We start from the raw sequence: 23,065 nt of genomic DNA, 5'->3' as shown, positions 1-23,065 counted from the left end.
AAAAAATTATTAACAGTTGCATATTTCATTTCATAAACAAATTCTTTACTATAATCCTTTAAATTTACAAAAGTAGAATCATTTATATTTCCAGAATTTGTTTGATATGATTGTGAGTAACAAATCCCAAAACATAAAAAGAAAAATATAAATAAAAATGATTTCATAAATAAGCGATTTAATAAATAACAATATTAGAATTATTTTTTTATTCTATTGATTGAAACTTAATATTTATTATAAAATCTATTTTTAACTATATATCTGACAATGAGGGGTTTTAAAAAACAATTAAAAAAAGTGTAAAAAAATTGAAAGTTTTGTTGTAAAATATAGAATGAAAAGTTACATTTGCAACCGCTTAAACGATTACGTTCATTGAACTTGGAGAGTTGCCTGAGAGGCCGAAAGGACATGTTTGCTAAACATGCGTATGGGGAACTGTACCAAGGGTTCGAATCCCTTACTCTCCGCTTTTATTTTTTTCGGGGTGTAGCGTAGCCCGGTTATCGCGCCTGCTTTGGGAGCAGGAGGCCGCAGGTTCGAATCCTGCCACCCCGACTTTTAATAGTTATTTAAAAACTATTTTGGTTCCATAGCTCAGCTGGATAGAGCAACGCACTTCTAATGCGTAGGTCGAAGGTTCGAATCCTTCTGAGATCACAAAAAAACCATCGATTTTCGATGGTTTTTTTGTTTAAAAAAAAACCTTAAATTGTCAAATAAATTTCTAGATATGACAATGTTTAAAAATAGCTTCTTTTTATTGTTTATTTTATTATTTATTTGCTGTAAATCAAAGACAGTTGTTGTTTCTAATACTAAACCTATTGTTGTTGAAAATGATTCTAAAATTTTTGTAAAAAAAAATGATACAGTAAATAATGTTTCTGATAAAATATTAATAGTGACATCTCAAGCAATTAGCGATACTTCTTTTGTAAATCTAAAAAATTATAGTAACGATTTTTTATTAGATATGAAATATGCAACAAATGATAATTTTTTAAAAACAAAAGTGTATGACTGTGAAGAGTGTTATTTAAGATTAAAAACTGTGCGAATGTTAATCAATGCTAACAACGATTTTTTAGAAAGAGGATATAGAATTAAATTGTTTGATTGTTACAGACCATTGGATATTCAAAAAAAAATGTGGAATATTGTTTCTAATCCAGAATATGTTGCTGATCCTGCTAAAGGTTCAATACATAATCGTGGTGGAGCAGTAGATATAACTTTGGTTGATAAAGATGGAAAAGAATTAGATATGGGAACAACTTTTGATTTTTTTGGTATTGAAGCAAGTCATAATTATAAAAATCTTTCTGAGGATGTTTTAAAAAACAGAATAATACTTAAAGAAATTATGATAAAAAACAATTTTAAATCTTTTGATTCAGAATGGTGGCATTATAATCTACAGGACAGTAATCAAGATAAATTGGCTAATTTTAAATGGAAATGCGACTAACTATTCAATGCATTTTAGGTTGTTAATAAAATAATTTTCTGGATAATAGGTTTTTTGATTTAATTCTGAAATTAATTCTGATTTAATAATATAATCTTCTGTTTCACCAGAAAACTTTATTCTCATTATTGAAATTGGTGAGTTTTTTAATTCTTGAAAACTATCTTTCATAAATAAAAAGTATCCAGAAAGTATTCTGACGTTTTCGTTTTCATTTCTAATATAATTTCCGCAACTTTCTTGATCCATCCCTAATAATGTAACTATCTTACCATTGGCAAGTTGCAAATAAATTTTAGAGTTTTTATCGATACATTTCGCCGAAATAAATTCAGTATTTTTTTGTATCATTTGCAAGTTTAAAGATGGTAATCCTTCGGCATTTATTAGAGAAAAGAATACTGAAATTTTGTTGTTTCCAAAATAACGTTCATAAACAAGTTCTTCTTTAGTTGATTTGTATGTTCCAATACTATCTGTAACGTTTATATCATATTCACAGTTTTTTTGGGCAAAGATGTTTAAACTAAATAAGATAGTTATTGATAAAATTAATATTTTCATTAGGAATTTATTTTGGTGCAAATTAACACAATTTTATTGTTATTTATATCGGTTGTAAAAAAACAATATTTATTTCCACCATCATTAATTTTCCATTTTTTTCTAATGTTTTCTACAGTTTCTGGAAAATTTCTAGTTGTAATATTGGCTTTTTTATTTTCAAGATTTGTTTTCATTTCGATTTTAGTATAATCTATAACTTTTTCTATTTCAAATATTCTTCCAGGAAAAGTAATTATTTCATCAGATGTATATAGATGTGAATGTTGATGTAATTTATCTAATGAAAAACGTTGTCCAATTTCATAAAAACCTCCTGATTTCATGATTGCACTATTTGGTTCGTAAAGGAATTTTTTAGACAAACTATAGTTTGAATTTGAATTTGAACTTAATTTAAAATCAAAAACTTCTTTGGTTTGTTTATTGAAATTAATAGTTTTGATTGTTATCTCATTAATATAATCTTTATTGATTTCCCAAAGCAATTCTTTTACTTCGTTATCTACAGCAACGATGTGAATTGTTTTAACATTTTTTAATTCTAGTAATCCTGCGGTAATATCAAGTATTGGCGCAGTTTTTATTAAAATATTTTCTGAAAATTTATAATAAAAATCTTGTAATTCAACCACATTTGGCAAACATTCTTTTAGCATAAAAACTTTTCCTTTTATATCACTTCTCCTTGATGGGTCAATATAAATAGTGTTGAATGTTTGATATAAATTTGTTAAAATTTCAGTGCTATCTCCATGAATACAAGTGCAATTTAAAATATTTAATTGTTTAAAATTATGATAAACAATTTCTGATAATTCCTGATTGATTTCGCAATGAACAACTTGTTTTACTTTTTTCGAAAAATAGTAAGCATCAACTCCAAATCCACCAGATAAATCAATAACACTATCACCTGAAATTAATTCTGATTTATATTGGGCAGTTATCTCTGATGAAGTCTGTTCAACAGAAATCTTAATTGGATATATAATGTTTTTTTTATTGTACCAAGTTGAAAGTTTTTCTTTACACTTGGTTCGAGCTTCGATTTGGTTTAATAAAATTTTAAAATCTATTTCTGGAAAAGGATTTTTTTGAAATGCAATATGACTAATTGCAAGACCTGTATTTTTAATTATATATTCTTGAATTTCGGGTTTTAAAAGCAAATTAAGTTTCATTTTGGCTAATTTTTATAAATATCAAGTATGATATTCAAAAATTTAAATATCTCTAGTTAATGCTTTTACAATTTTAAAATCGGGAAAAAATTCTTTCCCAACAACTTTTAAAATGGTGTAAAGTGGCACTGCAATTATCATTCCTACGATTCCAAAAAGTATTCCAACTATAAGAATTACTAAAAATATTTCTAAAGGATGAGAGTTAACGCTTTTTGAAAATATTATTGGAGAAGCTAAATTATTATCTATTAATTGAACTGCAAAAAAACCAATCATAACATAAATTGTAGTTGGCAAAGTTACACTTTGAAAATCATTGTTAATATTGCTTAGCATGGTTAAAATACCGGCTAATACTGAGCCAATTAAATGGCCAACATAAGGAATGATGTTTAAAATTGCACATAAAAATGCTATTACAAAAGCGTTTTCTACCCCAAAAATGAGTAATACTATAAGATATAATATGCAAATTATTGTAAGTTGAATTATTAAACCAATAAAATATCGAGTTAATAAATTACGAATTTTCCCTAAAGAATTAATAATTTTATCTTCATGGTTGTCCGGAAATATTTTTTTAACGCCAACAATAAATTGCACTTTATCTTTTAGAATAAAAAAACTAATAAAGAAAACTGAAACTAAGCCAATGCCAAAACTACTGATGGTGCCAATAACAGAATTAAAGAAATTGGTTAAATAATTAAATTTTAGTTTAGAAGTTAAATCGGCTTGTTTTAAAACCTTTTCGATATCTATATTGTGTTTATCTAAATAAATATTTAGTTGACCATATAAATTTATTAGTCTTGATTGAACTGCATTCGTGTCTAAAAGTGATAAATTATTTCCTTGTGAAGTTATTAAGGGAACAAACAAAGAAACTAATCCTATTAATAATAAAACAAATAAAATTAGTGTTGAAATTACTGCTAAAGTATTATTGAATTTTAAACGTCTCCTTAAAAATTCAATTACAGGATTTGCTATTAGTGAAAAGATTATTGCTATAATAATATATATAATTACAGTTTGAATTTGATATATAAAATAGAGTAGAAGAAGAGTAGTAGTTACTATTACTAATGATCTTAAAATTCCGTTTGCAATAATTTTAGATGTAATCATATTAATTTATTTGATGTAAATGTAAAAAAAAACTCGTTTACAATTGTAAACGAGTTTTGAGATTATAAATTAAAATTTTTTATGGTTGACCAAAAGAAAATCTTGAACCTCCAGAAACAAAAAGAACTTCCATTCTAGATTTTTGACCTGTAGAGAACATATACATTCCTCTATCATCTGTATAATCCATATAATTCATAGTCATTTCTACTGGAGTTCCAGTACAAGTGCTATAATGTGGATAAGCTGGAACACCATAATTTGCAGTATTGTGTGTTGGTGTATCTGAAACTAAATCGCTACCACAAGTTGCATCACCCCAAATATGACGTAAATTCATCCAGTGACCAACTTCATGAGTTGCAGTTCTACCTAAATTATAAGGATAATTTGCTGCTCCAGAAAGTCCAAAATATTTAGAATCACAAACAACACCATCAGTTGCAGAAGCGCCACCAGGAAATTGAGCATAACCTAAAATTCCACCACCAATAGTACAAACCCAAAGATTTAATTTTGTAGTTGGTGAGGTTGGATCTAATCCACCACGTTTTGTTTTTTTCATTGCATCTGCTGTTCCCCAAGAAGTTTTAGTTGAAGATTTTCTAATTACTTGATCTAAAACAAAAGTGATTCCAACATTGGCTTTTACTCCAGAAAACAATGCTGGAACTTGATTATAATCGGAGTTTGTTGCATTAAAATCTTGATTTAAAACATCAATTTGAGATTGAATTTGTGCAAGAGAAATATTTTCGGCTGCAGTTTTGTATAAAACATTTACTACAACAGGAATTTCTATTTTTCCATTAACCAATCTACCTTGAGAAATTGCATTATTTGTAAATTCATCAATTTTATTCATCTTAATTGCCAATTCAGGATTTTCCTTAAGTTGTCTTTCAAGAACTTCGTGTGATGCACAACCTCTGTGTGCAGGAGCATTAGACTTGCTTGCTACTGTGTTTTCTGAGTCTTCACTTTGACAAGAAAAAAGCATTACCATTAGTGATGCTGTTAAAAGAATTTTTTTCATAAAATAGGGTTGCGGATTAATAATACTGCAATTATATAATAAAATAAATGCGCATCTGTAGGAATGTCTTATAAGTTATTAACAAATCGATAAACTACATGTTGATTAATTGCTAAAAATGTAATTTAAAATATTCGCTCCCATTTTTAAAGCTTTTTCACGAACTTCTTTGGGATCATTATTTACTTCTGCGTCTTCCCAACCATCACCTAAATCACATTCATAAGTATAAAGTAATAACAACCTATTATTTTCAAAAATTCCAAATGCTTGTGGACGTTTTCCATCATGTTCATGAATTTTTGGTAATCCACCAGAAAAAACATTGGGAGATTGAAATATTTTATGATTTGCTGGAATCTCAATTAAAGCATTATTCGGAAATATTTTCTTAATTTCTTTTCCAATAAATTCGTTCATACCATAATTATCATCAATATGAAGAAATCCTCCAGAAAGCATGTAGTTTCTAAGGTTTGAAACATCTGCATCACTAAAAACTACATTTCCGTGACCAGTCATGTGAACAAAAGGATATGAAAATAAATCTGGACTACTTGGTTCAACAGTTGCTGGCTTAGATTTTATTTTTGTATTAATAGTCTGATTTGCATATTTTATTAAATTAGGTAGCGAAGTAGGATTGGCATACCAATCGCCACCACCATTATATTTTAGAAGTGCAATTTCTTGTGAAAACCCACAAATTGAAAATAAAACCAATAGTAAAAGAAATTTTCTCATAAAATTATTCGTTAGCATAAACTACACTATGACATGCAACAATTGCTGCTGTTTCTGTTCTTAATCTAGTGTTTCCCAAAGATACTGCAATATATTTATTGTCCAAAGCCAATTGAATTTCTTTTAAAGAAAAATCTCCTTCTGGACCAATTAATAGTGTGACATTATCATTAATTTTCAATTCACTTTTCAAAGATTTTTTGTTAGTTTCTTCACAATGGGCAATTAATTTTTGACCTTTAATTTCTTTTTTAATAAAATCTTTATATGAAATAGGTTCGTTAAATTTTGGCAAATAACAATGTAAAGATTGTTTCATTGCAGATTCTATAATCTTTAAAAACCTATCTGTTTTTATAATTTTTCTTTCTGAATGCTCACAAATAATTGGTGTTATTTCTTGAATTCCAATTTCAGTAACTTTTTCTAAAAACCATTCATAACGTTCATTCATTTTTGTTGGAGCAACAGCAAGATGTAAATTATAATTTGGTTCTGCTTGTTTTTTATTCGATAAAATTTTAATGGTACATTTTGTGTCTGATGCCAAAGTAATTTCAGTTTTAAATAAAAAACCTAAACCATTGGTTACAAATAGAATATCGCTTTCTTTTTTACGTAAAACTTTAATTATATGTTTACTCTCTTCCTTGTCAAAAACAAATGAAGACTGAGTGTCGTTTATATCTTTAGTATAGAATAATTGCATAATTTAAAATTCAATTCGTGCATTTGAAGTTACTGAATAATCATCAAATTTATGGTGTAAATATTTTTGATAACCAACAATTCCTATCATTGCAGCATTGTCTGTAGTGTATTCAAATTTTGGTATAAATGTTTTCCATCCATATTTTTCTTGTGCTTCTTTTAATGTTTTTCTAATGCCAGAATTTGCAGAAACTCCACCACCAATTACAATACTATTAATTCCAGTTTGATTAACTGCCAATTTTAATTTATCGATCAAGATTTCAATAATTGTATATTGAATAGAACTACAAATATCGGCTTTGTTATCTTCAATAAAATTAGAATTTATTGCTACATTTTTCTGAATAAAATATAAAATTTGTGTTTTTAAACCAGAAAAACTAAAATCTAGGTTTGGCACTTTTGGCTTAGTAAATAAAAACTTTTTAGGGTTTCCATCTTTAGCAAATTTATCTATAAATGGTCCACCAGGATAAGGTAAACCCATGATTTTTGCCGATTTATCAAATGCTTCTCCAACAGCATCATCTGTAGTTTGTCCAATAATTTCCATGTCAAAAAAACTTGAAACTTTTACAATTTGAGTATGTCCACCAGAAATTGTTAATGCAAGAAAAGGAAAATCTGGTTTTTCATAACCTTCTTCGTCTATAAAATGAGCCAAGATATGAGCATGCATGTGGTTTACAGCTATTAAGGGAATTCCTAATGACATTGCCAAAGATTTAGAAAAAGAAGTTCCAACAAGTAATGAACCCATTAATCCTGGACCTTGAGTAAATGCAATTGCAGTAAGTTGAGTTTTATCAATATTGGCTTTTTTTAACGCCATATCAATTACAGGAACAATATTTTGTTGGTGTGCTCTCGATGCAAGTTCTGGAACAACACCACCATATTCTTCATGAATTTTTTGACCAGCAACAACATTTGACAGTACTTTGTCGTTTTGTAAAACTGCAGCAGCAGTATCATCGCAAGAACTTTCTATGGCAAGAATAAAAACGTCATTGTAAGACATTAGGCATAATTTTTGAATTATATTTGACAAACCGCTATAAAACGATTAATTTTACATCGCTTACAAAAGTAACTATTTTCAAGGTTTCTTATTCATAGCTAAATCAATTTTGAAAGAAAAAAGCACAAATACTAAATTTAAGACTTTTATAAAAATAGTTTTTCGTACACTTATTGTACTGATAATTATTTTGTTAGGACTTGGTATTGCTCTTTCTTTGCCTTCGGTTCAAACTAAAATCGCACACTATATTACTGATAAATTTAATAAAGATTTTGGCACAGATATTAATGTAGAACAAGTAGAAGTTACAATATTTGGTGGTGTTCAGCTCAAAAAAGTGATGATAAAAGATTTTGCAAAAGACACTTTAATATATGCTAAAAGAATAAACACAAGTATATTAGATGTTTCTAAAGTTATGGATGGTGATTTGCTGTTTGGCAAAATTGATGCTGATGATTTAACTTTAAAAATTAAAACATATAAAGGTCAAAAAGATACAAGCTTAGATAAATTTATTGCAGCATTTGAAGACGGAAAAAAAAGTACTCGAAAGTTTTTAATGAAGTCTGAAAAAATTACGCTATCTAATAGTAAATTTATATTACTTGATGATAATCTAACTGATCCTAAAAACGTTGATTTCTCTAAGCTTAATGCAGTTATTACAAATTTTGAAATATATGGTCCGGAAGTAAAAACAAATATTGAAAAAATGTCTTTTGTTGACCATAGAGGTTTAACGGTTGAGAATTTAAAATCAAAATTTACTTATACTAAAACTAATATAAAGCTTGAAAATCTTGATTTTAAAACTAAAGAATCAAAATTTGTAGGAAAAGTTATTCTTAAATATGATAGAAAAGATTTTGTAGATTTTAATAACAAAGTAATTTTTGATATTAAAACTGATGCTGCTACAATTGCTTCAAACGAAATTCGATATTTTTATAAAGAAATTGCCAAAGACCAACAATTTAATTTAAATGCTAAAATTGATGGTACTTTAAATAATTTTACTATTAAAAAATTAAATCTAATTGACTCTAAAAATTCTCAAATAATTGGTGATGTGTCTTTTAGAAATTTATTTGCTAAAAAAAATAAAGGTGAATTCTACATGAAAGGTTCCTTTGATAAGGTTTCTTCAAGTTATGATGATTTAACTGCTTTGTTGCCAAATATTTTAGGAAAGAAATTGCCAACTTCACTCAAAAAATTAGGTAAATTTAATCTTGAAGGCGATGCTGAGATTACTACAAAAACTATAGATGCAGATTTCACACTTAATACCAAATTAGGAAATGTAGTTTCAAATTTAGTAATGACAAATATTAATAATATTGATAATGCAACCTATGCAGGAACAATTTTATTAGATAACTTTGACATTGGTACATTTTTAAACAGAAAAGATGTAGGTAAAGTTTCACTAGATATTGATGTTGATGGAAAAGGATTTACAGAAAAATACTTGGATGTAAAATTTAATGGCGACGTAAAAAGTGTAAAATACAACGGATATACTTATCAAAATATTATTGCCGATGGAAGTTTTAAAAAACCTTTTTTTAATGGAAAAGTAAGTATAAATGATCCCAATTTATTTGTAGATTTTGACGGAATTGTTAACCTAAATAAAAAAGAAAATATTTATGATTTTCATGCAACAGTTGACTATATAAATCTTAAAAAATTAAATTTTGTTAAAGATTCTATATCTATTTTTAGAGGAGATGTTGTAATGAAAGTAAGAGGAAATTCGGTTAACAATTTAACTGGCGAAGTAACACTCACAAACGCTTCATATCAAAATCCTAAAGATATTTATTTCTTTGATAAATTGGCAATTAACTCCTCATTTGATAATGAAAACACAAGAAAAATAACCATTAAATCTTCCGAAGGAATTGATGGTGAAGTTGAAGGTAAATTTGATTTAAATCAAGTTCCTAATATGATACAAAATTCATTAGGAAGTTTATACACCAATTACAATCCAAATAGTGTCAAGAAGAATCAATTTTTAAAATTTAATTTTAAAGATTTTAATAAAATTGTAGAAATTATAAGTCCAGAAATTTCTATGGCACCAGAATCAATATTGTTTGGTAGTATAAATTCTAATGATAATGATTTTAAATTTAATTTTGAATCTATAAAAATAAATGCTTTTAATGTTGAATTAGATAATGTAAAATTAGAAATCGATAACAAAAATCCTTTGTATAATACTTATATTCAAATGGATAGCATAAAAACCAAACACTATAAAGTAAGAGATTTTTCATTAATTAATGTTACATCAAATGATACATTAAATTTTAGAACAGAATTTAAAGGAGGAAATTTGGGTAATGATTATTATAACCTAAATTTATATCATACTATAAATAGCGAAAAGAAAAACGTAATTGGATTTGGAAAGTCAGAAATGATGTTCAAGGATTTTCTTTGGTATTTAAACGAAGAAGAAAACGATAAAAACAAAGTGGTTTTTGATAAAAGTTTAAAGAATTTTGCTTTTGAAGACATTGTAGTTTCTCATGAAAACCAATCAGTAAAACTCAACGGATTTATAAACGGAAAATCAAGCAAAGATTTGCAACTTTCTTTTAAAGATGTCAATTTAAACAAGATAACTCCAGATGTTCCTCAATTTAAGTTTGATGGAAATTTGAATGGTGATGTTTTTTTAAAGCAAAATAATTTAGTTTATCAACCAACAGCATCATTAGCTATTTCTAATCTCTTTGTAAATGATAATGAGCTTGGAACAATGAATTTAAACATTGAAGGTAACGATAGTTTTTCTAAATTTAATATAGACTCAGTTATTGAAAATGAAAATTTTGATTCCTTCAAAGCCAAAGGAAATCTTGCAATTTCAAATGAAGTAACTGCAATAGATTTAGATTTAAACTTTAAGAAATTTAATTTAGGAGTTTTAAGTAATCTTGGCGGAAAAGCACTATCAAATATTAGAGGATTTGTTTCTGGAAATGCTAGAATTGATGGAAATATAAACAATGTAGATTATAATGGAAGATTATTTGTAGACGAATCGGGACTTACAATTCCTTATCTTAATGTAGATTATTTACTAAAACCCAACTCAATTGTTGATGTTACAAAAGATAAATTCATAATTCAACCCACCACAATTACCGATACCAAATATAAAACCGAAGGAAATTTACAAGGATATATTCAACACAAACAATTTGCCGATTGGAAATTAGATATAAGAATAGATTCTGACCGTCTTTTAGCATTAAACACTAAAGATAATGAAGATGCAGCATACTTTGGAACAGCTTTTATAAACGGAAGCGCAAAAATTTCTGGTCCAACAAATGCTTTGGTTATAGATGTAAAAGCCGAATCTGAAAAAGGAACAGATATTAAAATTCCTATAAACGATGCTGAATCTGTTGGCGAAAACAGTTATATTCATTTCATTACAGAAAAAGAAAAATATAATAAAGACAAAAATATAATTGTTCAACAAAAAAGATATGAAGGACTAGAAATGAATTTCGATTTCGAAATTACACCTGTTGCCAATATTGAAGTAATTCTTGATAGAGATTCTGGACATGGCATGAAAGCAAGCGGAAAAGGAGGATTGCTTTTTAGAATTAATACTCTAGGAAAGTTTGAAATGTATGGTGATTTTGTTGTAGATAAAGGAACATATAATTTTAAATATGGTGGAATAATCGACAAAAAATTTGATGTAAAACAAAACAGTAATATAGTTTGGGAAGGTGATCCATTTAAAGCAGTTCTAGATTTAGAAGCAATCTATAAAACAACTGCAAATCCAGCTGTACTTATAAATAATTCATCCTTTAATAAAAAGATAGATGTAGAAGTAAGTATTGATGTAAAAGGTACAATTAAAAACCCAGAACCCGATTTTAATATTAATTTCCCAAGAGTAAGTTCAATATTAAAATCTGAAATACAAACTAAACTAGACGATAAAGACACAAGACAAACCCAAGCATTATATTTATTATCAACTGGAGGATTCTTGAGTCAAGATGGATTAAGCCAATCCCAGTATACAAATTTTGCATTTGAAAAAGCTGGAGTTTTATTTAGTGATTTATTTAATGATACTGACGGAAAGTTGCAACTTGGTTTTGATTATGTTCAAGGAGACAAAACACCTGGATTAGAATCTGATGGACGATTTGGAGTAACACTTTCGACTAAAATTAATGAACGAATCACAATAAATGGTAAAATTGGTGTACCAACTGGTGGCGTATCTGAAACAGCTGTTGTTGGAAACTTTGAATTAGAATATAGAGTAAACGATGACGGAACATTAAATCTAAGAGTTTTTAATCGTGAAAATGAAATTAATTATATTGGTCAAGGTGTTGGATATACTCAAGGAATTGGTATGAATTATGAAGTTGATTTTGATACATTTAAAGAATTAGTAAATAAAATTTTTACAAAACATAAAATAGAAAAAGTTAATAAATCTAATAATAATATCGACGATTCTAATTTATTACCAGATTATATTCAAATTAATGAAAAAGATAAAGATGATAAAAAATCATCAGACGAAATTTCCAAACCCAATCAAGAAGCACTACCAAAAGACGATTAAATAATTATTTTTACTAATTCTTTTAATAGTTTTCAAAAAAACTTAAAACTTATCAACGAAAACGATTGAATTTTGCCAATTTTATCAATATGGTAAAAATCAAGTACTTTATATGCATATTCTTTGCTAAATTTACATTTTAAAACATAAAATAATGTCAAAAACGATAAAAAAAATAGGTGTGCTTACCTCTGGAGGAGATTCTCCAGGAATGAATGCAGCTATTCGTTCTGTAGTTCGTACTTGCGCTTTTCACAACGTAGAATGTGTTGGTATTTATAGAGGTTATCAAGGAATGATTGAAGGAGATTTTAAAGAAATGGGACCAAGATCAGTCAATAATATTATTAATAAAGGTGGTACAATTCTAAAATCGGCTCGTTCTAAAGAATTTATGACTAAAGAAGGTCGCGAAAAAGCACACAATAATTTATCAAAATTTCAAATAGATGCATTAGTAGTTATTGGTGGTGATGGAACTTTTACAGGTGCTGAAATTTTTAATAATGAATTTGATTTTCCAGTAATGGGAATTCCAGGAACAATTGATAATGATATTTTTGGAACAAGTCACACATTAGGTTTTGATACAGCGCTAAATACAGTTGTTGATTGTATCGATAAAATTCGTGATACTGCAAGTTCTCACAATAGACTTTTTCTTGTAGAAGTTATGGGAAGAGATGCAGGACACATTGCACTAAATGCAGGAATTGGTGCTGGTGCAGAAGAAATCCTTATTCCAGAAGAAGATTTAGGTTTAGAACGACTGTTAGAATCTTTAAAAAAGAGTAAAGCTTCAGGAAAATCATCAAGTATAGTTGTAATTGCTGAAGGAGATAAAATTGGAAAAAACGTTTTTGAACTTAAAGATTATATCGAAGAAAATTTTCCAGAATATGATATTCGAGTTTCAGTTTTAGGTCACATGCAACGTGGCGGATCACCATCATGTTATGATAGAGTTTTAGCAAGTAGGTTAGGAGTAAAAGCAGTAGAATCTTTGCTCGATGGAAAATCAAATTATATGGTTGGAATATTAAATGATAAAGTTGAATTAACTCCATTAGAACAAGCAATTAAAGGAAATTCAGAAATAGATAGAGAATTACTAAGAGTATCAGATATAATGTCAACATAAAAGTAAATTCGGTTATTTGTTTATTCGGTAATTCGAACAAATAGCCAAATAATCAAATTACCACTTTAACAATTAAAAGAATGTCAAAAGTAAAATTAGGAATAAACGGTTTCGGTAGAATAGGAAGAATAGTATTTAGAGAATCATTCAACAGAGATAACATAGAAGTAGTTGCAATTAACGATTTATTAGATGTAGATCATTTGGCTTACTTATTAAAATATGATTCAGTTCATGGTCGTTTTGCAGGAAAAGTAGAAGTAAAAGACGGTAAATTATATGTAAACGATAAATTTATTAGAGTAACAGCAGAAAGAGATCCAAAATTAATTAAATGGGATGATAAAGATGTTGATGTTGATGTAGTTGCAGAATGTACAGGTATTTTTACAACATTAGAAACGGCTCAATATCATATAGATGGTGGAGCAAAAAAAGTAGTTATTTCTGCACCTTCTGCAGATGCTCCAATGTTTGTTATGGGTGTAAATCATACCAAAGCAACTGCTGCTGATACAATTGTATCGAACGCTTCTTGTACTACAAATTGTTTAGCACCTTTAGCTAAAGTTATTAATGATAATTTTGGTATTGTAGAAGGATTAATGACTACAATTCATGCTACAACAGCTACACAACTTACAGTTGATGGTCCATCAAGAAAAGATTTTCGTGGTGGTCGTTCAGCATTATTAAACATGATTCCATCATCAACTGGAGCAGCAAAAGCAGTTGGAAAAGTAATTCCAGAATTAAACGGAAAACTAACAGGAATGTCAATGCGAGTTCCAACAGCAGACGTTTCTTGTGTAGATTTAACTGTTAAAGTTGCCAAAGAAACAACTTATGATGAAATAATGGCTATACTAAAAAAAGCTTCAGAAAACGAATTAAAAGGAATTCTTGGCTATACCGAAGATGATGTAGTTTCTCAAGATTTTATATCAGATTCTAGAACTTCTATTATTGATGCCAAAGCAGGAATTGGATTAAATTCAACTTTTTTCAAAATTATTTCATGGTATGATAACGAATATGGATATTCAAGTAAATTAATTGATTTGTCAGTTCACATAGCAGGATTAAAATAACATAAAAGAAAAAAGAGAATAGAATATTGAGAATAGATTTTTCTATATTTTGCTCTCTTTTCTATATTCTTTTTTCTATACTCTTAAAATATGAAATTATTAGTTGATAGTGGATCTACCAAAGCCGATTGGATTGCAATAGATGATAACGGAAAAGTATTATTTACAACACAAACCTTAGGATTAAACCCAGAAGTTTTAGATAAAGCTGAAATTATTGCACGTCTAGATGATAAATTTGATATTTCTCACAATAAAGATAAAGCTACGAATCTTTTCTTTTATGGTGCAGGTTGCGGAACAGATAGAATGAAAAACTTTTTGGCAGATGTATTTAGAAAGTATTTTCCAAATGCTCTTGTTACAGTTCACGAAGATACTTATGCCGCAGTTTATGCAACAACTCCCAAAGATGAACAAGCAATAGTTTGTATTCTTGGTACAGGTTCTAATTGCAGTTATTATGACGGTAAAGTGTTGCATCAAAAAGTACAATCTCTAGGTTACATTGCAATGGATGATTGTTCTGGAAATCGTTTTGGACGTCATTTGTTACGTGGTTATTATTTTAATAAAATGCCCAAAGAATTAGCCAAAGAATTTCAAGAAGAATACAATGTAGAACCTGATTATATTAAAAATAATTTATACAAAGAACCAAATCCTAATGCTTATTTAGCAACTTTTGCAAAGTTCTTAATTAAACATAAAGATACCGATTTCTGCAAACAATATATTTATGCAGAACTTGAAGACTTTGTTGAAAACTACATAAAACAATTTGAAGAATGTACTAAAATTCCAGTTCATTTTGTTGGTTCAATTGCTTTTTATTTAAAAGATGAATTAGAAGAAACACTAACAAAACATGGAATTAAAATTGGCAATGTACTTCGACGTCCAATAGATGGATTAATTGCTTACCATGTAATGAATAAATAATATTGAAACCAGACGATTAAGTCTGGTTTTTTTTATTTTTGCATTATCTAATTAATAAATTGAGATTGCTTCACAAACTCGCAAAAATATATGGAAATAGCAATAATAGCTCACGATGGAAAAAAAGCCGATATGGTCCAGTTTCTAAATAAAAACAAGGAAATTCTACACAAAGAAAATATAAAACTTGTTGCTACAGGAACAACTGGAACTAAAGCAGAAATAGCTGGATTTAAAGTTAAAAAAATGCTTTCTGGACCACTTGGTGGTGATGCTCAAATTGCAGCAAGAGTTGCCGAAGGAAAAACTAAAATGGTACTTTTCTTTAAAGATCCAAATTCTAGTCATCCTCATGAACCAGATATAAATATGCTAATAAGAATTTGTGATGTTCACAATATTCCATTAGCGACCAACGAAGCCACAGCACAACTATTATTATTAGGAATTGATGAAATGAAATAAATAATAAATATTAAAAGACACTAGATTAAAGCGTCTTTTGTCATTTATTATATTAAAAATTATTGTTGAGTTGAATTAGAACATAACTGTTTGAAATAATTCGACTATTTCAACAGAGTAAAATTCTATAATTCTTAATTCAATTAAATAGGGTTTTACCTAAGTATTTAAAGGAGTTATCCGTTTTAGAAAATATAAACATGATTTTTTAGTAGTTTAATCTACATCACTCCAACCATAGAAATTTCAACATTTACACCTTTAGGTAAACCAGCAACTTGAACGGTTTCTCTAGCTGGAGCAGTTTTTTCGTCAAAATAACTTGCATAAACAGAATTTATTTTTGCAAAATCATTCATATCCATAATAAATATTGTAGTTTTTACTATGTTATCAAAAGTCATTTGAGCAGCTTCAAGAACAGCTTTCATGTTTTCCATTACTTGTTTGGTTTCGGTTTCTATATCATCAAGAACCAATTCCATAGTTGTTGGATTCAAAGCAATTTGTCCAGATGTATATAAAGTATTTCCAATTAAAACAGCTTGATTATATGGACCAATTGGTGCTGGAGCTTTATCTGTAAAAATAATTTTTTTCATATATTTTGAAATTAGTTCAATATCAATGTTCTATTTTTTATCTTAAATTTCTATCAGGAATTGAACGTTTATCCCATTTAACATCGCTCAAAACGCTAGCTTTTATTCCAATAAAAAATCCCCAATAAGTATAATCTCCAAACGGTACCCAATTAAAATCCATTCGCCAACTCAATAAATCTCTTTCAAGCCGTAGTTGTGTAAAAGTAACTCCATGTCTTACAAAGTCATAACCTGTAGATACTCCAACTTTCCATTTGGTGGTTAAACTTGTATTTGCAGATATCATTACTGTATTATTTACAATTTCATTTTCACGCTTATTATTACTAAAAGTTAATGAATAGGCAAAATTAATATCCCAAGGCAATTTAGAATTATAAAATCCAGAAAATTCTTCTTCTTCTCCATCGTCTTTATCACCAAACTGACTTTCTCTTCTATCACTAAAATCTGTGTTTGTACCAAATAAATCGTCTTCTCGACCGCCATTTCTTGCACCTTGTTTATTTTTTTTGTCTTTATTTCCATCACTACTTGCAAGCGAGTAACTTAAATTCATATTGGCACTTGATAATCTAAAAAGACTTCCGCCATTATCAATATTAAACATTTCGATTCTTCTTCCATTATTATCAATTGCATAAGGATCTAAAGTTGCAGCAAAGTTGATATTCATTTTTTGTTTAAACAATTGTGTTCCACCACTAACTCTCATTGGTGCCCAACGTAATGAATCGGCAGCCAAATCATAACTCGTAGAAAAATTTAAATTATTTATTAGCATGATTTTTTTAGGTTCTGTTTTAGTAGAATCTCTATCGGTTACTTTGGCTTCAAAGGTGTTGCTAATTCCAATTCCAATATTATTAGAATAATTTTTTCCTGGCTGACCAAACAATCCTCCTTCAAATCTAGTATATTCTTTTATCATTGTACCGCTTCCATCTGTAGCATAGGTATCATAATATTTTTCGAAACTTGGTGTATAACTATGTGAAATATTTGGTCTAACAATATGTCTAATTGATTTTATTTTTTTGTTTTCTCCAAAATTAAATGTTCCATAAACGGTTGTTCCAATACTGTTTGAAACCGAATAGGTTCTAAAAGCATCAAAACCATTTACATCAATGTTTTCAACTTCATTTATAAAAGGATTAAACTCTTTTCTAATTGTTTTTAACTGCCATGTTTCATTATAATTAAACGATGTTGAAGCACTAAAATATTTAAAAATTTTAAAATTTGTACTCAAAGGAATCGAATGTTGAAAACCAGCAAGTGCGTTTTTAAACATTTCTGATTTAAAAAATAACGAATCTGTAGTTTCAATTCTGTTTTCGCCTCTTACATTATATTGAAGATTAATATTTTTAAAAAATCCTTTTTTTACACCATCTTTTGGAGCAAAAGGAAAAATTCTATCAACACTTACCTGTAATGTTGGCAAAGTCATATTAATTATTTGAGTTTGTGTGTTTTGAGAATGAGTTGCTGTTAATGATAAATTAACTTGAGGAAGAGTATTAAAAGTTTTAGAATAGGATATTGAAGAACTTAAAGTATTATTTAATGTTGAACTTACATTAACTTGATTTAGTGACTGTTGAAAGTATTTGCTACTTCCTAAATTTACCGAGGCAGAAAATCTAGAATTAGGATTAGATTTTCCATCTTTAGAATGTGACCATTGAATATTATAAATTTTAGTTTTAGAATAATCAGGATAACCACGTTCACTATTGATAAGATTCTCGAATCTCAAATTAAAATTTCCAGAAAATTGATACATTTTGGCATATCTTGATTCGAAACGCACTCCATAACTACCATTTGTATAATAATCTCCTAGAACTGCCAAGTCATAATTATCGCTTAAAGCAAAATAATAACCACCGTTTTGAAGCGTATAACCTCGTTGAGATGTATAATTATAATTAGGAATAATCACTCCAGAACGACTTTTTTCTGTCATAGGAAAAAACGCAAATGGAAGTAATAACGGAGTTGGAACATCAGCAATAACTAGATTTGTTGGTCCAACCACAACTTTTTTTCCAGGAACAAACTTTACTTTAGAAGTATAAAAATAATATTCAGGATTTTCAATATCTTTAGATGTTGTAAATCGTGCACCTTTCATAAAATAAACCGAGTCATTTTCTTTTTTAGTGATTTCAGCTTTTATTCTAAATTCACCTTGCTCTGTTCTAGAATTCCAAACCAATGCTTTCTTTGTTTTATAATTAAATCGAATCGAATCGGGTTCAATAACATTTTGACCTTGTTTAAAAACTGGTAACTGAACATATTTACCAGTAGAATCCTTTAGTCTACCAGCATAAACCTCATTTTTTTGATAATCAAAAACAATTATCCCAGCTTTTAATTCATAATCTAAATAATATAATTCTGCGCCATCATTTAAAGTTAGAAGTTTTTTCTTTTGATCAAACCTTGCATATTCTTTTGCTTTATATTTTACTTTACCTTCAAGAACCGATTTTTTATTTTTTAAAGAATCTAATTTTATAGTATCAATTTTTGTTACAACAACTTCAGTTTTTTCGGGTGTAATAGTTGGATTATCTTTTGGCTTAGTTTGCTGATTATTAGAAGGAAAACTCTGCTTTTTTTTAGGTAATTCTTGCGAATATAATTTCCCACTTCCAATTGTTAGGAAATATGCTAATAAAACGATATAAAATAAGTTTGTACGCAAAGGTTTAAATGCTATTTTTGTAAAAATATGGCTTGATTTTTGGACAGCCAAACTTACATATTATTATTTGTCAAAAATAGATAAATAATAATTTTAAAACCTTGCAGTTTTAATTAAAATTAACTTTTATAATTATGAAAATTAAAAATAGAATCAATTTATTACTTACATTACTTTTTCTTTTAGGTATAAATAATTCATTCTCACAATCTAATAAGTTTAAAGTAACACTAGATGCTGGTCATGGCGCACATGATTTTGGCGCAACCTATCATGGTCATGTTGAAAAAAACATTGCTTTGGCCGTAATGTTAAAAGTTGGAAAGATTTTAGAAAAAAATCCAAATATAGATGTTAATTATACTCGTAAAACTGATGTTTTTATAGATTTAGTTGAACGAGCTAACATTGCTAACAGAGCAGATGCAAATATTTTTGTTTCAATTCACTGCAATGCAAATAAAAATACTGCTGCAGATGGAACAGAAACCTATGTTATGGGTTTAACTAAAAACGCCTCTAATCTTGAAGCTGCTAAGAAAGAAAACTCGGTTATAACTTTAGAAAAAGATTATAAACAAAAATATGAAGGTTATGATCCAAATGCTCCAGAATCTTTATTAGGAATGACATTAATGCAAGAAGAGTATCTAGAAAACAGCATTGCTTTGGCAGGAAAAATTCAAGAAAATTTTGCAAATGATATGGGTTTAAAAAATAGAGGTGTTAAACAAGCTCCATTTATGGTACTTCACAAAGCTTATATGCCAAGAGTTTTAATAGAAATGGGATTTATTTCTAATAAAGATGAAGGAGAAAGATTAGATTCAGAGCAAGGTCAAAATGATACTGCTCAGGCAATTGCAGAAGCCATTGTAAGTTATAAAAAAGAATTTTTTGGCGAAGTTACAAACGAACCAGTAGTTGAAAAACCAATTAGAAGAATTTATGAAAAGCCAGTTGAAGAAATTAAAAAACCGGACACAGTAAAAAAGACAGAAGTTATTGAGCAAGTTGTAAATTCTATTGATGAAAAAGGAATAGTTTTTAAGGTTCAATTATCTGCAAGCACAAAAAAACTTAATTTGTCACCAAGTAATTTCAAAGGATTAAAAAACATATCTAGTTCTTCTACTAATGGATTGTATAAATACATGTATGGTGCAACATCAAGTTATGAAGAAGCAAAAAAACTACTTCAAGAAGCAAAAACTAAAGGATACAGCACAGCTTTTCTTATAGCTTTTAAAGATGGTAATAGCATAAATGTGCAAGACGCAATAAAATAAATCACTAATTTTGTATAAAAAAACTATATTTTGAAATTATCAAGAGAAATTAAAACCGCAATTCTAGTTATATCAGCCATATTATTATTTATTTGGGGTTATAGCTTTTTAAAAGGAAGAGATTTATTTACAAATTATAAAACTATCTATGTTATTTATGATAATGTAGAAGGTTTAGCAACTTCTTCACCAGTTACTATTAATGGAAAAACTATTGGAAAAGTAAATTCTATCAATCTAAATGAAAAATTTAAATCAATTGTAGAAATGCAAATTGATGGAGATTATAAAATTGCAAAATCAAGTATTGCCGAACTTTATGCGCCAAGTCCAATTGGTGGAAAGCAACTTGCAATTATACCAAATCTAAATGACAATAATCTAATAGAAAATGGTGATTATTTAAAATCATCAAGCAAATTAGGATTGACTGATGAATTAGCATCACAACTAGTTCCGTTGAAAGCTAAAATCGAAATGCTGCTTGACAATGCAAACACAATGTTGGTTAATGTAAATCAAGTTTTAGATGTTAAATCTAAAGAGAATTTGCGTGCAAGTTTAGCAAATCTTAATGAAGTTTTATTAGAATTTAAAGGTGCTTCTAAAAGTGTAAATACAATGTTGGCAGACAATAAATCTAAAATTGGAAACACAATGACTAATTTTGAAAAAACATCAGCAAATTTTTCTAAAGTATCTGATTCTTTAGCCAAATTAGAACTTGGTAAAACTGTAAAAAATCTTGAAAAAACTCTTGTAACCGTTGATAAATTAATGTCAGATATTCAATCCGGTAAAGGCACAATGGGTAAATTAATAAAAGATGAAACAATGTATAATAGTTTTACCAAAACATCTAAAGAATTAGAATTATTATTGCAAGATTTAAGATTGTACCCAACAAGATATGTAAATGTTTCACTTTTTGGAAAGAAAAATAAACCATACGTTCAACCTGTAAATGATACAATAAAAAAATAAAACCCAACTTTTTATGAGTTTTTTAGATAATATATTCTTCGCAATTCTACTAATTATTGGTTTTGGATATTTTGCAAATAATGTAAAAAAAATAATTCGAAACATCAATTTAGGAAAAGATGTAAACCGTTCAGACAATTCATCTGCTAGATGGAAAAACATGGCTATGATTGCTCTAGGGCAATCTAAAATGATAAAAAGACCAGTTGCAGGAATACTTCATATAATTGTTTATATTGGTTTTGTAATCATCAATATAGAATTATTAGAAATTATTATTGATGGGCTTTTTGATACACACAGAGTGTTTTCATTTATGAATGGATTTTATGATTTATTAATTGCATCATTTGAAATTTTAGCACTATTAGTATTAATTGCAGTTATAGTTTTTTGGATTAGAAGAAACGTAACAAAATTGAAACGTTTTGCAAGTTCAGATTTAAAAGGAAAACCAAAAAAAGATGCCAATTATATTTTATATTTTGAAGTTGTATTGATGTCATTGTTTCTATTAATGAATGCAGCCGATTTACATCTTCAAAATTTGCCTGAAGTATTTGGTCATTATGAAAAAGCTGGTTCATTTCCTATTTCTCAGTTTCTTTCACCTTTATTTGATGGAATGAGTATTCAATTGGTTTATATGCTCGAAAGAACTTTTTGGTGGATGCATATAATAATCATTTTAATATTTCTAAATTATTTATATTTTTCTAAACATTTGCATATATTATTAGCATTTCCAAATACTTATTTTGCAGATTTACATCCAAAAGGACAATTTGATAACCTAGAAAGCGTTACCAATGAAGTAAAGTTAATGATGGATCCAAACACTGATCCATTTGCTGCACAACCAGTTGATGTTGATGCAGCTCAAAGTAAATTTGGCGCAAGTGATATTCAAGATTTAAATTGGGTACAATTATTAAACGCTTATACTTGTACCGAATGTGGTCGTTGTACTTCGGCTTGTCCTGCTAGTCAAACAGGAAAAAAACTATCTCCACGAAAAATTATGATGGACACAAGAGATAGAATGGAAGAAGTAGGAAGAAATATTGACAAAAATAAAGGAGTATTTATTCCAGATAATATTTCGTTATTAAACAATTACATCACTGCCGAAGAACTTTGGGCTTGCACATCATGTAACGCTTGTGTAGAAGAATGTCCAGTAAATATAAGTCCGTTATCAATAATAATCGATATGAGAAGATTTTTAGTGATGGAACAAAGTGCTGCGCCACAATCATTAAATGCAATGATGACCAATATAGAAAATAATGGTGCGCCATGGCAATACAACCAACAAG

18 protein-coding genes and 3 tRNA genes are annotated in these 23,065 nt (G+C 28.2%); 12 read left to right on the top strand and 9 right to left on the bottom strand.

Annotated elements, in window-relative coordinates:
- Positions 1-386 precede the first annotated feature (386 nt).
- The 4 genes from ACH2BO_RS02655 to ACH2BO_RS02640 all read left to right on the top strand — a co-directional run bounded on the left by ACH2BO_RS02655 (position 387) and on the right by ACH2BO_RS02640 (position 1,474).
- Positions 387-473 (top strand) — tRNA-Ser (locus tag ACH2BO_RS02655).
- 13 nt (positions 474-486) lie between these two features.
- Positions 487-561 (top strand) — tRNA-Pro (locus tag ACH2BO_RS02650).
- Positions 562-589: 28 nt separating this feature from the next.
- Positions 590-663: transfer RNA gene (locus ACH2BO_RS02645), tRNA-Arg, on the top strand.
- 52 nt (positions 664-715) lie between these two features.
- Entirely contained in the window at positions 716-1,474 is a 759-nt protein-coding gene (locus tag ACH2BO_RS02640) for a M15 family metallopeptidase (RefSeq protein ID WP_395043210.1), read from the top strand.
- Here ACH2BO_RS02640 and ACH2BO_RS02635 read toward each other — a convergent pair whose 3' ends face one another.
- From ACH2BO_RS02635 to tsaD, 7 genes are all read right to left on the bottom strand, one after another.
- Positions 1,475-2,038, bottom strand: coding sequence for a hypothetical protein (locus ACH2BO_RS02635; protein ID WP_395043209.1), 564 nt, complete (start codon positions 2,036-2,038; stop codon positions 1,475-1,477).
- Entirely contained in the window at positions 2,038-3,222 is a 1,185-nt protein-coding gene (locus ACH2BO_RS02630) for a class I SAM-dependent methyltransferase (RefSeq protein ID WP_395043208.1), read from the bottom strand. Before ACH2BO_RS02630 ends, ACH2BO_RS02635 begins: the two co-directional genes overlap by 1 nt.
- A 42-nt stretch (positions 3,223-3,264) precedes the next feature.
- Positions 3,265-4,356, bottom strand: a complete 1,092-nt coding sequence (locus ACH2BO_RS02625) for an AI-2E family transporter (protein WP_395043207.1) — start codon at positions 4,354-4,356, stop codon at positions 3,265-3,267.
- 79 nt (positions 4,357-4,435) lie between these two features.
- Positions 4,436-5,392 (bottom strand): zinc metalloprotease, encoded by a 957-nt coding sequence (locus ACH2BO_RS02620; RefSeq protein WP_395043206.1) that lies wholly within the window; start codon positions 5,390-5,392, stop codon positions 4,436-4,438.
- A 105-nt stretch (positions 5,393-5,497) separates the two neighbouring features.
- Positions 5,498-6,136, bottom strand: coding sequence for a DUF4159 domain-containing protein (locus tag ACH2BO_RS02615; RefSeq protein ID WP_395043205.1), 639 nt, complete (start codon positions 6,134-6,136; stop codon positions 5,498-5,500).
- 4 nt (positions 6,137-6,140) lie between these two features.
- The gene (locus ACH2BO_RS02610) at positions 6,141-6,845 is read right to left on the bottom strand and encodes a 16S rRNA (uracil(1498)-N(3))-methyltransferase (RefSeq protein WP_395043204.1); all 705 of its coding nucleotides are present in this window, start codon (positions 6,843-6,845) and stop codon (positions 6,141-6,143) included.
- Between the two features lie 3 nt (positions 6,846-6,848).
- Positions 6,849-7,871, bottom strand: a complete 1,023-nt coding sequence (gene tsaD, locus ACH2BO_RS02605) for a tRNA (adenosine(37)-N6)-threonylcarbamoyltransferase complex transferase subunit TsaD (RefSeq protein ID WP_395043203.1) — start codon at positions 7,869-7,871, stop codon at positions 6,849-6,851.
- A gap of 109 nt (positions 7,872-7,980) precedes the next feature.
- Between tsaD and ACH2BO_RS02600 the strand changes: the two genes are divergently transcribed.
- From ACH2BO_RS02600 to ACH2BO_RS02580, 5 genes are all read left to right on the top strand, one after another.
- Positions 7,981-12,507 (top strand): translocation/assembly module TamB domain-containing protein, encoded by a 4,527-nt coding sequence (locus tag ACH2BO_RS02600; protein ID WP_395043202.1) that lies wholly within the window; start codon positions 7,981-7,983, stop codon positions 12,505-12,507.
- A 154-nt stretch (positions 12,508-12,661) separates the two neighbouring features.
- Complete coding sequence (pfkA, locus tag ACH2BO_RS02595; protein WP_395043201.1) at positions 12,662-13,648, top strand: 6-phosphofructokinase; 987 nt, start codon at positions 12,662-12,664, stop codon at positions 13,646-13,648.
- Between the two features lie 80 nt (positions 13,649-13,728).
- The gene (gap, locus tag ACH2BO_RS02590) at positions 13,729-14,739 is read left to right on the top strand and encodes a type I glyceraldehyde-3-phosphate dehydrogenase (protein ID WP_395043200.1); all 1,011 of its coding nucleotides are present in this window, start codon (positions 13,729-13,731) and stop codon (positions 14,737-14,739) included.
- A gap of 90 nt (positions 14,740-14,829) precedes the next feature.
- Positions 14,830-15,681 (top strand): BadF/BadG/BcrA/BcrD ATPase family protein, encoded by an 852-nt coding sequence (locus ACH2BO_RS02585; protein ID WP_395043199.1) that lies wholly within the window; start codon positions 14,830-14,832, stop codon positions 15,679-15,681.
- A gap of 90 nt (positions 15,682-15,771) precedes the next feature.
- The gene (locus ACH2BO_RS02580) at positions 15,772-16,146 is read left to right on the top strand and encodes a methylglyoxal synthase (protein ID WP_395043198.1); all 375 of its coding nucleotides are present in this window, start codon (positions 15,772-15,774) and stop codon (positions 16,144-16,146) included.
- A 221-nt stretch (positions 16,147-16,367) separates the two neighbouring features.
- Here ACH2BO_RS02580 and ACH2BO_RS02575 read toward each other — a convergent pair whose 3' ends face one another.
- Both ACH2BO_RS02575 and ACH2BO_RS02570 read right to left on the bottom strand, forming a co-directional pair.
- Positions 16,368-16,748, bottom strand: coding sequence for a RidA family protein (locus ACH2BO_RS02575; RefSeq protein WP_395043197.1), 381 nt, complete (start codon positions 16,746-16,748; stop codon positions 16,368-16,370).
- A gap of 37 nt (positions 16,749-16,785) precedes the next feature.
- The gene (locus ACH2BO_RS02570; protein WP_395043196.1) at positions 16,786-19,524 is read right to left on the bottom strand and encodes a putative LPS assembly protein LptD; all 2,739 of its coding nucleotides are present in this window, start codon (positions 19,522-19,524) and stop codon (positions 16,786-16,788) included.
- Between the two features lie 83 nt (positions 19,525-19,607).
- Between ACH2BO_RS02570 and ACH2BO_RS02565 the strand changes: the two genes are divergently transcribed.
- From ACH2BO_RS02565 to ACH2BO_RS02555, 3 genes are all read left to right on the top strand, one after another.
- A complete protein-coding gene (locus tag ACH2BO_RS02565; protein ID WP_395043195.1) occupies positions 19,608-20,762 on the top strand; it encodes an N-acetylmuramoyl-L-alanine amidase in 1,155 nt (384 codons plus the stop codon).
- 30 nt (positions 20,763-20,792) lie between these two features.
- A complete protein-coding gene (locus ACH2BO_RS02560) occupies positions 20,793-21,746 on the top strand; it encodes an MlaD family protein (RefSeq protein WP_395043194.1) in 954 nt (317 codons plus the stop codon).
- A 13-nt stretch (positions 21,747-21,759) separates the two neighbouring features.
- A partial coding sequence (locus ACH2BO_RS02555) for a 4Fe-4S dicluster domain-containing protein (RefSeq protein ID WP_395043193.1) occupies positions 21,760-23,065 on the top strand: 1,306 nt, incomplete at its 3' end.

Source organism: Flavobacterium sp., from assembly GCF_043773265.1.
Taxonomy (GTDB): Bacteria; Bacteroidota; Bacteroidia; order Flavobacteriales; family Flavobacteriaceae; genus Flavobacterium.
This window is presented reverse-complemented; position numbering and strand designations above follow the sequence as displayed.

What these genes read in the sequence shown, in the direction of transcription:
- ACH2BO_RS02635 (WP_395043209.1), bottom strand. Translation starts at nt 2,038, where the DNA reads ATGAAAATATTAATTTTATCAATAACTATCTTATTTAGTTTAAACATC.
- ACH2BO_RS02630 (WP_395043208.1), bottom strand. Translation starts at nt 3,222, where the DNA reads ATGAAACTTAATTTGCTTTTAAAACCCGAAATTCAAGAATATATAATT.
- ACH2BO_RS02625 (WP_395043207.1), bottom strand. Translation starts at nt 4,356, where the DNA reads ATGATTACATCTAAAATTATTGCAAACGGAATTTTAAGATCATTAGTA.
- ACH2BO_RS02620 (WP_395043206.1), bottom strand. Translation starts at nt 5,392, where the DNA reads ATGAAAAAAATTCTTTTAACAGCATCACTAATGGTAATGCTTTTTTCT.
- ACH2BO_RS02615 (WP_395043205.1), bottom strand. Translation starts at nt 6,136, where the DNA reads ATGAGAAAATTTCTTTTACTATTGGTTTTATTTTCAATTTGTGGGTTT.
- ACH2BO_RS02610 (WP_395043204.1), bottom strand. Translation starts at nt 6,845, where the DNA reads ATGCAATTATTCTATACTAAAGATATAAACGACACTCAGTCTTCATTT.
- tsaD (WP_395043203.1), bottom strand. Translation starts at nt 7,871, where the DNA reads ATGTCTTACAATGACGTTTTTATTCTTGCCATAGAAAGTTCTTGCGAT.
- pfkA (WP_395043201.1), top strand. Translation starts at nt 12,662, where the DNA reads ATGTCAAAAACGATAAAAAAAATAGGTGTGCTTACCTCTGGAGGAGAT.
- gap (WP_395043200.1), top strand. Translation starts at nt 13,729, where the DNA reads ATGTCAAAAGTAAAATTAGGAATAAACGGTTTCGGTAGAATAGGAAGA.
- ACH2BO_RS02585 (WP_395043199.1), top strand. Translation starts at nt 14,830, where the DNA reads ATGAAATTATTAGTTGATAGTGGATCTACCAAAGCCGATTGGATTGCA.
- ACH2BO_RS02580 (WP_395043198.1), top strand. Translation starts at nt 15,772, where the DNA reads ATGGAAATAGCAATAATAGCTCACGATGGAAAAAAAGCCGATATGGTC.
- ACH2BO_RS02575 (WP_395043197.1), bottom strand. Translation starts at nt 16,748, where the DNA reads ATGAAAAAAATTATTTTTACAGATAAAGCTCCAGCACCAATTGGTCCA.
- ACH2BO_RS02565 (WP_395043195.1), top strand. Translation starts at nt 19,608, where the DNA reads ATGAAAATTAAAAATAGAATCAATTTATTACTTACATTACTTTTTCTT.